This window comes from Pseudomonas sp. IT-P176, assembly GCF_949767245.1.
Lineage (GTDB): Bacteria > Pseudomonadota > Gammaproteobacteria > Pseudomonadales > Pseudomonadaceae > Aquipseudomonas.
On sequence record NZ_CATKPN010000033.1, the window covers coordinates 54243 to 68917 of the forward strand.

The 14675-nt window shown below is 60.2% G+C and carries 11 protein-coding genes; 9 read left to right on the top strand and 2 right to left on the bottom strand.

The features are described 5' to 3' along the window. Positions 1-94 precede the first annotated feature (94 nt). Positions 95-1243: an acyl-CoA dehydrogenase family protein gene (locus ACM6IP_RS05460; RefSeq protein WP_095170068.1), complete on the bottom strand. Its 1149-nt coding sequence runs from the start codon at positions 1241-1243 to the stop codon at positions 95-97. 379 nt (positions 1244-1622) lie between these two features. On the opposite strand from ACM6IP_RS05460, the gene ACM6IP_RS05465 reads away from it, so the two are divergent. From ACM6IP_RS05465 to ACM6IP_RS05505, 9 genes are all read left to right on the top strand, one after another. After that, a complete protein-coding gene (locus ACM6IP_RS05465) occupies positions 1623-2807 on the top strand; it encodes a lipid-transfer protein (protein ID WP_095170069.1) in 1185 nt (394 codons plus the stop codon). 56 nt (positions 2808-2863) lie between these two features. Next, entirely contained in the window at positions 2864-3301 is a 438-nt protein-coding gene (locus tag ACM6IP_RS05470; protein ID WP_095170070.1) for a MaoC family dehydratase N-terminal domain-containing protein, read from the top strand. Positions 3302-3311: 10 nt separating this feature from the next. Further along, the gene (locus ACM6IP_RS05475; RefSeq protein ID WP_414861116.1) at positions 3312-3746 is read left to right on the top strand and encodes a MaoC family dehydratase; all 435 of its coding nucleotides are present in this window, start codon (positions 3312-3314) and stop codon (positions 3744-3746) included. Positions 3747-3779: 33 nt separating this feature from the next. Continuing rightward, the gene (locus ACM6IP_RS05480) at positions 3780-4613 is read left to right on the top strand and encodes an SDR family NAD(P)-dependent oxidoreductase (protein ID WP_095170072.1); all 834 of its coding nucleotides are present in this window, start codon (positions 3780-3782) and stop codon (positions 4611-4613) included. 97 nt (positions 4614-4710) lie between these two features. Next, on the top strand, positions 4711-5853 hold the full coding sequence (locus ACM6IP_RS05485; protein WP_414861117.1) for an acyl-CoA dehydrogenase family protein: 1143 nt from the start codon (positions 4711-4713) through the stop codon (positions 5851-5853). A gap of 72 nt (positions 5854-5925) precedes the next feature. Continuing rightward, positions 5926-7488: a long-chain-fatty-acid--CoA ligase gene (locus ACM6IP_RS05490; protein ID WP_414861118.1), complete on the top strand. Its 1563-nt coding sequence runs from the start codon at positions 5926-5928 to the stop codon at positions 7486-7488. An 88-nt stretch (positions 7489-7576) separates the two neighbouring features. Beyond that, positions 7577-9397, top strand: coding sequence for a DUF1302 domain-containing protein (locus ACM6IP_RS05495; protein WP_414861119.1), 1821 nt, complete (start codon positions 7577-7579; stop codon positions 9395-9397). A gap of 25 nt (positions 9398-9422) precedes the next feature. Further along, on the top strand, positions 9423-10790 hold the full coding sequence (locus tag ACM6IP_RS05500) for a DUF1329 domain-containing protein (protein ID WP_414861120.1): 1368 nt from the start codon (positions 9423-9425) through the stop codon (positions 10788-10790). Between the two features lie 85 nt (positions 10791-10875). Continuing rightward, positions 10876-12063 (top strand): lipid-transfer protein, encoded by a 1188-nt coding sequence (locus ACM6IP_RS05505; protein WP_095170077.1) that lies wholly within the window; start codon positions 10876-10878, stop codon positions 12061-12063. 825 nt (positions 12064-12888) lie between these two features. On the opposite strand, the gene ACM6IP_RS05510 is transcribed toward ACM6IP_RS05505, so the two are convergent. Next, positions 12889-14601, bottom strand: a complete 1713-nt coding sequence (locus tag ACM6IP_RS05510; protein WP_414861121.1) for a hypothetical protein — start codon at positions 14599-14601, stop codon at positions 12889-12891. Positions 14602-14675 lie beyond the last annotated feature (74 nt).

Consider the following 14675-nt stretch of genomic DNA (forward strand, 5'->3'; position numbering starts at 1 on the left):
AGCTTGCTCGCGATAGCGGTGTGTCAGTCAACAGTAATGTCGAAAGCGATTCCGTCATCGCGGGCAAGCCCGCTCCCACAGGGATTGGGGATAGTTACAGGGTGCGGGCAATCAGCTCTTTCATGACTTCGTTGGAGCCGCCATAGATGCGCATCGGTCGGGTGTTGACGTACAGGCGGGCGATCGGATACTCCATCATGTAGCCGTACCCGCCATGCAGCTGCAGGCATTCATCGATGATCTGGCAGGCTTGAGTCGAGGACCACCACTTGGCCATGGCGGCAGTGGTCGGGTCGAGTTCGTGCTTGACCATTTTGTCCAGGCAATCGAAGACAAATGTGCGCGCAATGGTCACGGTGGTTTGCATTTCCGCCAGTTTGAAACGAGTGTTCTGCATGTCCAGCAATGGCTTGCCGAACAGCTTGCGGTCATTGGTGTACTTGATGGTCTCTTCGACCGCGCGCTCCATGGACCCCAGGGCGTTCATGGTGATGAACATGCGCTCTTCGGGCAATTGCTGCATCAGCTGGACGAAGCCCTTGCCTTCCTCCGGGCCAAGCAAATTGGCCACCGGCACGCGCACGTCATCAAAGAACAACTCCGAGGTGTCCTGGCCTTTCTGGCCGATCTTGTCGAGGATCCGACCACGCCGGAAGCCCGGAAGATCGTTGACCTCCAGCACGATGATCGACATGCCCTTGGCACCCAGGCTCGGATCGGTCTTGCACACCAGCAGTACCAGGTCGGCTTGGGATCCGTTGGTGATGAAGGTCTTGGAACCGTTGATCACGTATTGATCACCGTCACGGATGGCCTTGGTCTTGACGCTCTGCAGGTCGGTGCCTGCGCCCGGTTCGGTCATGGCGATGGCGGCAACCATTTCGCCTGTGGCCATCTTAGGCAGCCAACGCAGTTTCTGCTCTTCAGAGGCATAACGCAGGATGTAGTGAGCACAGATCGCGCTGTGCACATTGGTGCCCAGGCTGGTCGCGATCGCGCGGGCCAGCTCATAGCCAATGATTGCGTTATGGGCGTGGCTGCCGCCGCTGCCGCCGTACTCTTCAGGAATGGCGGGGCACAGCAAGCCCATTGCGCCAGCCTTCAGCCACGTCTCTCGGTCGACATGCTTCTGCTGCGCCCAGCGTTCCTCGTGGGGTACCAATTCTTCGGCGGCAAAACGGCGAACCGATTCCTGGAAGATCGCCAGGTCTTCAGTTAGCCACGCGGGTCTGTATTCGCTCATTTCAATCCTCGGTAGGTCAGGGGACAGGGACTCTTGCAATGCTGGGCGTGGTGAAGATTTTCAGCGAGCGCCGAAGGGATGATGCTGCGGAGTAGGTGCGGGATCGTTCGAAAGGATGCCGTGGGGGAGTACACCTGTTTGCCTTTGCTTTTCTGTGGGGGCGAGCTTGCTCGATCCCACAAGGATTTGTGGCTGACCCCGCCTGACTACCTCGGCATTACTCCCTCCAATCGTTCCTTGGAACGCCTCCCACTACCTCCGCAACTTCATCCCTTCGACGGTCGAAGCGTGCCGATGGGCAAACCTAGGATGAATCCCACAAGAACCCGCCGGCCGGCAGGTACGACAACCGAACGTGTATGCCTAAGGAAATTCATCCATGAGTGAAAAAGTCGTCGTCGCCGGGGTCGGGATGATTCCCTTCTCCAAGCCGGGCAAAAGCCCCAGTTACACCGACATGGGCGCCGAAGCTGTACGCCTTGCACTGAAGGACGCCGGCATCGGCTACGACAAGGTGCAAATGGCGTTCACCGGCTATGTCTACGGCGACTCCACTTGCGGGCAGACCGCCCTCTACGAAGTCGGCCGCACGGGCATCCCGATCGTCAACGTCAATAACAATTGCTCCACCGGTTCCACCGCCTTGTACCTGGCCCGCGCCGCGGTGCAGAGCGGCCAGGCCGAGTGTGTGCTGGCGCTGGGTTTCGAGCAGATGCAGGCCGGCGCCCTCAAGTCGCATTGGGATGACCGTCCGCAGACCCGCGCCAGTGTGGTTCACGTGATGGAAGGCCTGACCCGCGACGTCGACCTGCCGCGCGCGCTGAAAACCTTCGGCGGTGCTGGTCGCGAACACATGCAGAAGTACGGCACCCGCATGGAAACCTTCGCCGCCATCCGCGCCAAGGCCAGCCGCCACGCTGCGAACAACCCACTGGCACTGTTCAAGAACGTCCTGACCACCGAGGACGTGATGAACGACCAGGTGCTGTGGCCGGGTGTGATGACTCGCCTGATGGCCTGCCCGCCGACTTGCGGTGCGGCGGCTGCAATTATCTGTTCGCCAGCCTTCGCCAAGAAGCATGGCCTGCGCAGTGACGTGGTGATTCTTGCCCAATCGATGGTCACCGACCCGGTCGAGTCGTTCGATCCGCCGTCGATGATTGCCTACGCCGGTTTCCACATGACCCAGCGCGCCGCGCAATTGGTCTACGAGCAGGCGGGCGTCGGTCCGCAGGACGTTCGCGCGGTAGAACTGCACGACTGCTTCGCCCACAACGAATTGCTCACCTACGAAGGCCTGGGCTTGTGCGGTGTCGGCGGTGGCGAGCAGTTCGTACTCGATGGTGACAACACCTACGGCGGTCAGGTGGTGACCAATCCGTCCGGCGGCCTGCTTTCCAAGGGCCACCCATTGGGCGCCACCGGTCTGGCGCAGTGCTACGAGCTGACCCAGCAACTGCGCGGCACCGCCGACAAGCGCCAGGTCGAAGGCCTGAACATCGCCCTGCAACACAACCTCGGCCTGGGCGGCGCCTGCGTAGTCACGATGTACGGGCGCAACTGAGTCTTTCCAAGCGCGTGCCTGGACCGGCACGCATAACAACAAGAGGAGTGAGGCAAATGGCAGACAAGAGTCTGATCGGGCACAAGCTCGATAAATTCAGCGTCGATGTGGAGAAGGGCCGTTTGCGCTTCTTCGCCAAGGCAATCGGCGAGACCGACCCGGTCTACACCAACGAAGCGGCTGCTGTTGCCGCTGGCCACAAAACCCTGCCGGTGCCACCGACGTTTCTCAAATGCCTGGAAGGTGAAGGTCGTGACTTGACCACGTTCCTGAAACTGGTCGATTTCGACCTCGGCCGGATCCTGCACGCCGAACAATCCTTCGTCTATCACGCCATGGCCTACGCCGGTGACGTGCTGACGTTCGATGCCGCCATCACCGATGTCTACGAGAAAAAGGGCGGGGCCCTGCAATTCGTGGTCATGGAATCGCGTGTGACCAACCAGGACGGCGTGCACATCGCCGATGTCCGCTCGTCCCTCGTACAGCGCTGAGGAAATCTCGATGACGCTCTCCAACACCACCCACGCGCAGTTCTCCGATATCCAGGTCGGCGATGAGATCCCGTTGTTGAAGCTGCAACCGGTCAACCGCACCACCCTGGCGCTGTACTGCGGCGCTTCGGGCGACCACAACCCGATCCACATCGACATCGATTTCGCTCGCAAGTCGCGCATGCCCGACGTGTTTGCCCACGGCATGTTGTCCGCCGCCTACCTCGGTCGCCTGTTGACCCAATGGGTGCCGCAGCAACAAGTGCGCAGCCTGTCGATCCGTTTTACCGGCATCACCCAACTGGGGCATATCCCGACCTGTACCGGAACCATCACCGAAAAGTTCGAAGAAAACGGTGAGAAACGCGTGCGCCTGGCGATTCGTTGCGCCAACCAGTACGGCGAAGAAAAGCTGGTTGGCGAAGCCGTCGTGGCCCTGGCCTAACCCCAAAACCTTTATTTCACAGGAAAAACAACAATGAAAAAGCTTGAAGGCAAAGTAGCTCTGGTGACCGGTTCCGGTCGTGGCATCGGTCGTGAAGTCGCCCTGCAGCTGGCAGCCTACGGCGCCAAGATCGTGGTCAACGACCTGGACGCCGAGCCGGCTGAGGCCGTGGTTAGCGAAATCCGTGCCGCCGGCGGTGAAGCCGTGGCTTGCGTCGGTAGCGTGACCGCCGCTGATTTTGCCGATCGTTTCGTGCAGACCGCCGTCAAGAACTATGGCGCGATCGACATCATCATCAACAACGCCGGTTTCACCTGGGACAACGTGATCCAGAAGATGAGCGACGAGCAATGGTACGCGGTCATCGACTGCCACCTGACCGCGCCATTCCGCATCCTGCGTGCCGCGCAACCCGTGATCAGTGCCCTGGCCAAGAAAGAGGCCGCAGAAGGCCGCGAAGTACTGCGCAAAGTGGTGAACATTTCCTCCGGCGCCGCTGGCGGCAACGTCGGCCAGTCCAACTATTCCTCGGGCAAGTCGGGGATCCTGGGCCTGACCAAGACCCTGTCCAAGGAGTGGGGCCGTCTGAAGGTCAACGTCAACGCCGTGGCTTTCGGCCTGATCGACACTCGCTTGACCCAGGCCCTGGCCGGTGATGACAGCAAGACCGTGAACATCGAAGGTCGCGAAATCAAGGTCGGCGTGCAACAGGCACGCCTTGATGGTGTCGCTGCCACCATCCCGTTGGGCCGTGTGGGCAAGCCAGAAGAAGCCGCGGGTGCGGTGGTGATGTTCTGCCTGCCGGAATCCAACTTCTGTTCCGGCCAGGTCATCTATTGCGGCGGCGGTCCAGGTTCCAACTTCTAAGGTCGTTGCGGTTTCTGCCCTGAAACGCAGGGCCAATGCGTTGTCGCGCCTGTTGACCCTCGTCGGTCGACAGGCCCCAGAACCCGAGGAATCTTTAATGTTGGAAAACTATCGCTCACCCTGGATGACCGAAGACCTGCAACCGTTCAATGACATGGTCCTGCGCTTCGCCAAGGAATACATGGAGCCCAATGAGCTGAAATGGCGTGAGCAGCACTATGCCGATCGCTCTGCCTGGCTCAAGGCTGGCGAGCTGGGCTTGATCCTGCCTGATGTATCAGAAGAGTACGGCGGCGCCGGTGGCAGCATCGGCCACTACGTGTGCGTGATCAACGCCATGAACGCCAATGGCAGCGGCCTGGGACTGGGCCTGAGCCATATCGTCGCGCACTACATCCTTGAGTCCGGCACCGAAGCGCAGAAGAAGCATTGGCTGCCGAAAATCGGTTCCGGCGAAATCATCTGTGCCATCGCCATGACCGAACCCGGTGCCGGTTCCGACCTGCAATCGGTGCGTACCCGTGCGGTGAAGCAGGGCGACAAGTACGTGATCAACGGCGCCAAGACCTTCATCAGTAACGGCCAGACCAGTGACATGGTGCTGGTGATCGCCAAGACCGACATCAGCCAGGGCGCCAAAGGCGTTTCGCTGTTCATGGTCGATACCAATACCCCGGGTTTCCGTCGCGGCAAACTGCTGAGCAAAGTCGGCATGCACGCCCAGGACACCTCGGAAATGTTCTTCGACGACGTCCAAGTGCCGGCTGACTGCCTGCTCGGTGAAGTGGAGGGGCAGGGGTTCTACACCCTGATGAGCCAGCTGCCGTACGAGCGGGCGCAAATCGGTGTCGGCGCCGTAGCGGTGATGGAGCGCGCGCTGCGCCTGACCGTGGAGTACACCAAGGAGCGCAAGGCGTTCGGCAAACCGGTGATCGAATTCCAGAACAGCCGCTTCGTGTTGGCCGATGTGAAAGCAACCGTGCTCGCGTCACGGACCTTTGTCGACCTGATCATCCAGCGCTGGATCGACGGCACCCTCGATACCACGCTGGCCTCGATGGGCAAGTTCTGGCTGACGGAACGCCAGGGCGAGGTGCTCGACCGCTGTCTGCAGCTGTTCGGCGGCTACGGCTACATGAACGAATACCCGATTGGCCGCATGTGGGCCGATGCCCGGGTGGCGCGCATCTACGGCGGTTCCAACGAGATTCAGCGCGAGGTCGTTGCACGGTCGCTGTAACCGGCGAGCCAGCGTACCAGGCGTCGACATTTCCAAATCGATTGAATAATAAAAAAGCAATTTGGAGTTTTCATGTACATCACTCAAGGGCTGCACCGTCATCTGCAGCAACGTCCCAATGCCGTGGCGATCCGCTCCCAGGGTCGGCGCATCACCTACGCCGAGTTCGGTGACCGCGTGGCGCGCCTGGCCAGTGCGCTCAAAGGCCTGGGGGTCGCCAGCGGCGATCGCGTGGCGATGCTGTCGTTCAACTCGCAACGGTTCATCGAGTATTACCAGGCTGTGCCGTGGGCTGATGCCGTGGTCAACCCGGTGAACTTTCGCTGGAGTGCAGCGGAGATCATCTACTCGCTGGACGACTCGGAAACCAGCGTGCTGATCGTCGACGATCACCACAAAACCCTGGGCGCCCAGGTGCAGGCACAAGCGAAAACCGTGCGCGTGGTGATCTACGCCGGTGACGGCGAGACCCCGGCAGGAATGCTCAACTATGAAACGCTGATCGAGATCAGCGAGCCAGTGGAAGATGCCCGCCGCAGCGGTGACGCCTTGCTCGGTATTTTCTACACCGGCGGCACCACGGGCGATCCCAAGGGTGTGATGCTCAGCCATAACAACGTCGCATTCTCGGCGTTGAACTCCCTGACGATGGGACGCTGCCAAAAAGGCGCAGTTTTCCTGCACGCGATGCCGATGTTCCACCTCGCCGATTTTGCGGCGATGTCAGCACTGTTCATCTCTGGAGGCACCCACGCGGTGCTGCAGACGTTCTCTGCGCAGGGGGTTCTGCAAGCCATCGAGCGCGAGAAAGCCGATGAAATCCTGCTGGCACCGACGATGATTCAAATGCTGCTGGACTGGCACCAGGAGCACGGCCAGGCACTTGATGTCAGTTCCTTGAAACGCATCGTCTATGGGGCGTCGACGATCACCCCGGCCTTGCTTGACCGCGCCTGCAAAGTGTTCACCGGTGCTGAATTCTCCCAGGGCTACGGCATGACCGAATTGTCACCGGCCGCCGCAATCCTCGACACCGAGTACCACAGCGCCGAGCACCAGGCCAGCGGCAAGATGTATTCGGCGGGCCTGCCAGTGCTCTGTGTAGAAATCCGCATCGTCGATACCAACGACAACGAAGTGCCGCGCGGTACGGTCGGCGAAATCATCGTGCGTGGCCCGAACGTGATGCTCGGTTACTGGAAGAAACCCGAAGCCACCGCCGAAGCGTTGCGTGGCGGCTGGATGCACACCGGTGACGGCGGCTACATGGACGAAGACGGTTTCATCTACGTCTGCGACCGTCTCAAGGACATGGTGGTCAGCGGCGGCGAGAACGTTTACTGCGGTGAAGTAGAAGCAGCCATCGGCAGTCATCCTGCTGTGGCGCAAAGCGCGGTAATCGGAATTCCGAGCACCAAGTGGGGCGAGACGGTGCATGCGGTGATCATTCTCAAGCCCGGTGTCCACGCCAGCCAGGAACAGATCATCGCCCACTGCCGCGAGCGGATCGCTGGCTACAAGGTGCCGCGCAGCGTCGAGTTCCGCGAGACGTTGCCGCTGACCAGTGTTGGCAAGGTGCTCAAGACCGAGCTACGCAAGCCGTTCTGGGATAACCGGCAGCGCGGCATCGCCTGATCGACCCTCGCTACCTACAACACCTCAATAAAAGCCGCCCGCTAGTAGGTGGCTAGATCTCCCTACGCCAATGCACCGGAGAAAACGCATGAGTATTTCGAAAATGCGTGGAGTTTGCTATCCACACCTGCTGGCAGTCGCCGTCGCTGCAACCATTGCCCCAGAGGCCTTTGCCAAGGATTTCAGCATCGGTGAGATCGAGGGCAGCTTCGACTCGTCACTGTCCGTTGGCGCCAGTTGGGCGGTTCGCGGACCTGACCCCGATTTCATTTCCAACTTTAATTCGCAAGGCACCAGGGGCAACGCGTCAGCACGCACCAACGATGACAATCGCTTGAACTTCAAGAAGGGCGAGACCTTCTCGAAGATCTTCAAGGGTGTGCATGACCTGGAACTGAAATATGGCGACAGCGGCGCCTTCGTGCGTGGCAAGTACTGGTATGACTTTGAGCTGATGGACGAGAGCCGTCCGTTCTATGACATCGACGATCATGGCCGCCAGCGTGCCGCCAAGTCGTCGGGGGCGATGTTTCTCGACAGCTTTGTCTATCACAACTACACCCTCGACGATTTGCAGGGCAACGTGCGCCTGGGCAAGCAGGTGGTGAGTTGGGGCGAAAGCACCTTCATCGGCAACTCGATCAACAGCATCAACCCGATCGACGTCGCTGCTTTGCGCCGCCCGGGGGCCGAGGTCAAGGAAGGCTTGATCCCGGTGAACATGCTCTATGTATCCCAGGGACTGACTGAGAACGTTACCGCCGAAGCCTTCTACCAGATCGAATGGGCGCCCTCGGTGATCGACAACTGCGGCACCTTTTTCGGCAATGATGTGACGCCTGAAGGCTGTAATGACCGCGCCGTGCTGGCTGGCCTCGATCTGCCGCCCGGTGTGGCCAACAACACCGGCGCACCTGGACTGTTCGACGATGCCTACATTCCGCGCACCAAGACCCAGGATGCCCGCGACAGCGGCCAGTTCGGCCTGGCCCTGCGCTGGTTTGCCGCCGAACTGAACGACACCGAGTTCGGTGCCTATGTCATGAACTACCACAGCCGCAATCCCAGCCTGAGTTTCACCCGCGCTACCAGCAGCGCCAACGCGGTAGCGGCGATTCGCAGCGCTAGCTACAACGTGGTCTATCCCGAGGATGTGCGCCTGTATGGCCTGAGCTTCGCGACCAACGTAATGGGCACGTCGCTGGGGGGCGAGGTGAGTTTCCGGCCGAACATGCCGCTGAACCTCAACGGCGCCGACATCAACCTGGCGGCCGTGGGCAACGCGTCTTCGCCGCTGTTCATCAGTGGCCAGTCCTCCAATGTCGCCGGGGCCAGCGTCGACGGCTACAAGCGCATGCCCGTGTTGCAAGCGCAGATGAGCGCTACGCAATTCTTCGACCAGATCCTTGGTTCCTCGCGCCTGACGCTGGTAGGCGAGGTGGGCTACAACCACATCAATGGCCTGGGCGCCAGTGATGGTACTGAAGAGCGTTTTGGCCGTAGCACCGTGTTCGGCGCCGGGCAACTGGTCAACCAGGCTGTCTGCGTCGGGCAGAACACGCCGGTGCCAGGTCAGCCCGGCGCCACCCGCCCAAGCAACCCGCAGCAGGAATGCAACAGCCATGGGTTCTACACCAGCGACTCCTGGGGCTATCGCCTGCGCGGCAAGCTGGATTACCCCAACGTGATTGCCGGTATCAACCTCTCGCCCAACCTGGCCTGGTCCCATGACGTCGACGGCGTAGGGCCCAACTTCGAGGAGGGCAACAAGGCCATCAGCCTCGGGCTCGATGCCGACTACTTGAACACCTACACCGCAAGCCTCAGTTACACCGACTACTTCGGCGGAAAGTGGAATACCAACACTGATCGCGACTATGTCGCCCTCAGCTTCGGCGTGAACTTCTGACACTGATCAGACGGAGATAATAAAAATGCAATCCAGCACTCTGATGAAAGCCTGCACCTTGACCCTCAGCCTGATCGCTTCCAGCGTCATGGCGGCTGTTTCCCCACAGGAAGCCGCACAATTGGGCACCACACTGACTCCCCTTGGCGGCGAGAAAGCCGGCAATGCCAGCGGCACCATTCCCGCCTGGACCGGTGGCCTGAAGCCCGACGCCGCGCCGATGACCAATGACTTTCTCGGCAACCCCTTCGAAGGGGAAAAACCGCAGTTCGTGATCACCGCCGCCAACGCCGCGCAGTACAAGGACAAGCTGACGGCCGGGCAACAGGCGATGTTCCAGCGCTATCCCAACACCTACAAGATTCCGGTGTACAAGACCCAGCGCACCGCCTCGGCGCCGCAAGAGGTTTACGATGCGGCGAAGAAAAGCGCGGTGACCACCGAGTCGACCAACGATGGCTACTCGTTGAAGAACTTCGAGCAGTCCCACTATTACGCCTTCCCGATTCCCAAGACTGGCCTTGAGGTGGTGTGGAACCACTTGACCCGTTCTCGCGGCAACAACTACATCAGTCGTCAGATGCAGGCCACGCCACAGGTCAACGGTGACTACACCCCGGTGCAAATTGAGTTTGCCACGGGGCTGCCGTGGAAAATGAGCGACGCCAAGCCCGAGGACAGCGCCAACATCCTGTTCTACACCAAGCAAACCGTAACCGCGCCGTCGCGTCTGGCCGGTGGTGTGCTGCTGATCCATGAAACCCTCGACCAGATCAAGGAACCGCGCATGGCCTGGGCCTACAACGCCGGCCAACGCCGCGTGCGGCGTGCACCGCAAGTGGCCTATGACGGTCCGGGGACTGCGGCGGATGGCATGCGCGTGGCTGATAACGCCGACATGTACAACGGTGCGCCGGATCGCTACGACTGGAAGCTGATCGGCAAAAAAGAAGTCTACGTGCCCTACAACAACTACCTGCTGCAATCGCCGAAGTTGAAGTACGCGGACATCGTCAAGCCCGGCCACATCAACCAGGACCTGACCCGCTATGAGCTGCACCGCGTTTGGGAAGTGGAGGGCACCCTCAAGCCTGGCCAGCGCCACATTTACGCCAAGCGTCGCATGTACTTCGACGAAGACACTTGGGCGGCGGTTGAAATCGACCAGTACGACGGTCGCGGTGCGCTGTGGCGTGTGAGCGAAGGGTATCTGGTCAACGATTACAAGCAGGGCGTCGCGGTGTACGCCGCGATGGGCGTCTATGACTTGCTGGCCGGTCGGTACCTGGTGTCGAACCTGGGCAACGAGAACAAGCGCGGTCCCGACTACGCCTACCAGCCGTCCATGAACGACTTCACCCCGGCAGCACTGCGCAACGCCGGCATCCGCTAAGCCATTCAGGCCCATCGCTGTTCGTCCTCGCAAGAGGGCGAACGACTGCCCCCTGAGTCACTTTCACTGAATCTGGAGAAGAGTAATGTCGCAAAAACCTTATGTTGTCGGCGTTGGCATGATCCCGTTTGTCAAACCCGGTACCAGCGGTACTTACATTGAAATGGGCTCGCAGGCGATTCGCCTTGCCTTGCAGGATTCCGGTGTGGATTACCGATTGGTCCAGCAAGCCTATGCGGGTTACGTTTACGGCGATTCCACCAGTGGCCAGGCCGCCCTCTATGAAGTAGGTATGAGTGGCATCCCGGTAATCAACGTCAACAACAACTGCGCCACCGGCTCCAGCGCCTTGTTCCTCGCACGGCAGGCAGTGGAAAGCGGTGCAGTCGAATGTGCCCTGGCATTTGGCTTCGAGCAGATGCAACCCGGCGCCCTGAAAGGCAATTGGGACGATCGCCCACGAGCGACCACTCACATGACCCAGTCGGTCATCGATGAGCTGACCGCTGACGTGGAAATCCCCAGTGCCCTGCGGATGTTCGGCGGCGCCGGGCGCGAGCACATGCAAAAGTACGGCACGCAAATGAGCACCTTTGCGGCAATTCGCGCCAAGGCCAGTCGCCATGCCGCCAACAACCCGCTGGCGCTGTTCCGCAAAGTGGTGACCACTGAAGACGTGATGAACGACATGGTGATGTGGCCGGGTGTGATGACCCGCCTGATGGCCTGCCCACCGACTTGCGGTGCGGCGGCGGCGATCATCTGCAGCGAAGCCTTTGCCAAGAAACATAACCTGCGTACCGATGTGGTGATCCTTGCCCAGTCGATGACCACCGACAAGCCGGTGTGCTTTGAATCGCGATCGATGATCGAGGTAGTGGGTTTCGACATGGCGCAACGTGCGGCCAAGGAAGTGTACGAGAAGTCCGGCGTGGATCCGCTGGATATCCGTGTTGCCGAGATGCATGACTGCTTCGCCCACAACGAGCTGCTGACCTACGAATCCCTGGGCCTGTGCGATGTCGGCGGCGCCGAGAAGTTTGTGCTCGCTGGCGCCAACACTTACGGCGGCCAGGTGGTTACCAACCCGTCTGGCGGCCTGCTGTCCAAAGGGCATCCGCTGGGTGCTACTGGCCTGGCGCAATGCTATGAATTGACCCAGCAGTTGCGCGGTCATGCGGACAAACGTCAGGTCGAAGGTGTGAATGTCGCATTGGCGCACAACCTTGGGTTGGGGGGGGCTTGTGTTGTGACGCTGTACGGTCGCGCTTGATTTGTCCGCCGGGGCATTCTTCAAGGAGTGCGCCGGCGACTGAGCGTTGTCCTTTTTGCCGGGCATTAGGCCTAGTGCCCGGTTTTTTATTGGCCATTTTGCAGCGGGTACTGCCATTGGTGGGAGCTAGCCTGCTAGCGATGAGGCCGGTCAATTCAACATCGATAGTGCCTGACATACCGCTATCGCTGGCAAGCCAGCTCCCACAGGTTGAGTGGGTGTACCCAAAATGTGCGAACACCCCAGAACCACTGTGGGAGCGGGCTTGCCCGCGATGGGGCCGGCAAAGCCAACTTCGATAGTGCCTGACATACCGCTATCGCTGGCAAGCCAGCTCCCACAGGTTGAGTGGGTGTACCCAAAATCTGTGAACACCCAGAACCACTGTGAGAGCGGGCTTGCCCGCGATGGGGCCGGCAAAGCCAACATCGATAGTGCCTGACATACCGCTATCGCTGGCAAGCCAGCTCCCACAGGTTGAGTGGGTGTACCCAAAATGTGCGAACACCCAGAACCACTGTGAGAGCAGCTAGCCTGCTAGCGATGAGGCCGGTCAATTCAACATCGATAGTGCCTGACATACCGCTATCGCTGGCAAGCCAGCTCCCACAGGTTGAGTGGTTGTACCCAAAATGTGCGAACACCCAGAACCACTGTGGGAGCGGGCTTGCCCGCGATGAGGTCGGCACAGCCAACATCGATGTAGCAGTCATAGAAAACGCCGGCCTTCAACGAAGGCCGGCGTACTTGACGATGCTCTCAAATGCGCGCGTATACCCAGGGAATACGCGTCATCGTTGGCGTTTTTCGCGAGCAGGCTCGCGCCTACTGTTTGGCAACCTGGTCGACTTTCTGCATGCGGTTGGTGTCCATCAACACCATGCCAAAGGCCATGCCGTACATGATCCGGCCTTGTTTATCGACTTTCAGTGGCGCGTACATGCCGTTGAAGATCGGGTCGCTGCCGGTGGCGATTTCCAGGACGGTCTTGCCGGTATCGAGGTCCATGCCGAGGTGGAAGCCTTCGCCCAGGCGGTCAGAGTAGAAGCCGTTGATCAACGCCATGCGGCTGCCACCGCTGATCATTGGCACGATCGAAATCGAGCCGACATCGTTACGCGTCCACAGAGTACTCCACTGGTCCTTGGCGTTGTCCCACTTGAACATGGCCACGCCACTGGGCGCCGGACGGGTCATGCCGTTGAGCATGGTCACGTAGTAGCCGGACTTGGACAGCACCGGTTTTTCCACGGCCGGAATGTTGTTGACCACAAAGGCGTGGCCGTCGTACACCGCGACCGATTGTTCCGATTGCACGGTAGTAATGTCTGCCCCCAGGTCGACTTCACGCTGATCGGCAACGCGCGGCGACGAGGTGCCGGGTTTTTGCTTCCAGCCAGCCGGGATCTGGTCGCGCCACATGGCGACCAGGTTCATTTTTTTCGCGCCGTCGGTGAACACCACCAGCTTGTCTTCATCCGGGCCGTAACCCATCAGGGTAGGGGTGGCGCCGGTGCCGTCGGCGATCTTGATCGAAGTGAAGCGCGGGCCGCGCTCGTAAGGCGCTTTCCACGCACCGCTGGCTTCGTCGGCGTGGATCTTGCCCTGTTTATCGACCACCAGGCGATACATATTCTGGTTGGACGCCACGTACACCGCGCCACCATCGACTTCCGGGCCGGTAGCGAAGGAGTTGAGGAACAGCTCGTCGCTACCTTCCACGCGGTAGCTGTCGATCAGTTTCAGGGTGGTGCGATCAAGGGTGGCTACGGTGCCGCCCATGGTGTTGACCACCAGGAAGCCGTTCGGCGTCATGCCCATGCCGAAAGTCGTGTCCACCGGGATATTCATCCCGCGCTTGGTCTTCTCGTTATCGAACAAGGCATCGGGCAGTTGCACTTCCTGGGTGAGCTTCATGCCCGACTCCGGGTCTTTATGGTCATTCTGGTCGATGCGGAATACTCGACGGGCGCTGGCGCCGATGAACGCGTCCTCGCGGGTCAGCAATGAGTAGATGGCCCCACCGAGGAGTTGATCGGCGGTGGCGGTCAGCATGCGGTTGGGTTGCGCGCTCATGTAGTCGAGCAAGCCCTTTTCGTCCTTGGCTTCAAGGAACTTGCGGGTCTCGGCGGCCTGCTGCAAGCGCTGTTGCGGGGTGATCGGCTGGTAGTTGGGCAGTTTGACCGGCAGGTCGACGCGGGCCACTTCAGTGAATTTGAAGTCGTCCTCGATCTTCACCTTGCGCAGCGAAAAACCCGCCCAGAACCAGTACAGGTCAGTGTCGCCAACCTTGTCGGTGTACTGCATCAGGCTCGCCGATTCATTGGGCAATACGCGGTAGGCGTCCGGCGTGATCTTGAAGGTGCCGCGTGGTACGGCAATATCGGTGCTGTCCGAGGCGCCGTCGTTCCAGTGTGTCTGGTTGTTGTAGGACTGTGCCAGATACGGGTTGACCGGCGCGCTCTGGCCGGCCATTGCCAATACCGGGACAGTCATGCAGGTGGCCAGAAGCGCCCAATGAGAACGTAGAGCAAACATGTCGTCTTCCTTTGTCTTGTTGTTATTGCCAGCGGAGGAAGGCCGAGAGTAGCGACGCCTACTTGTACCTGTAG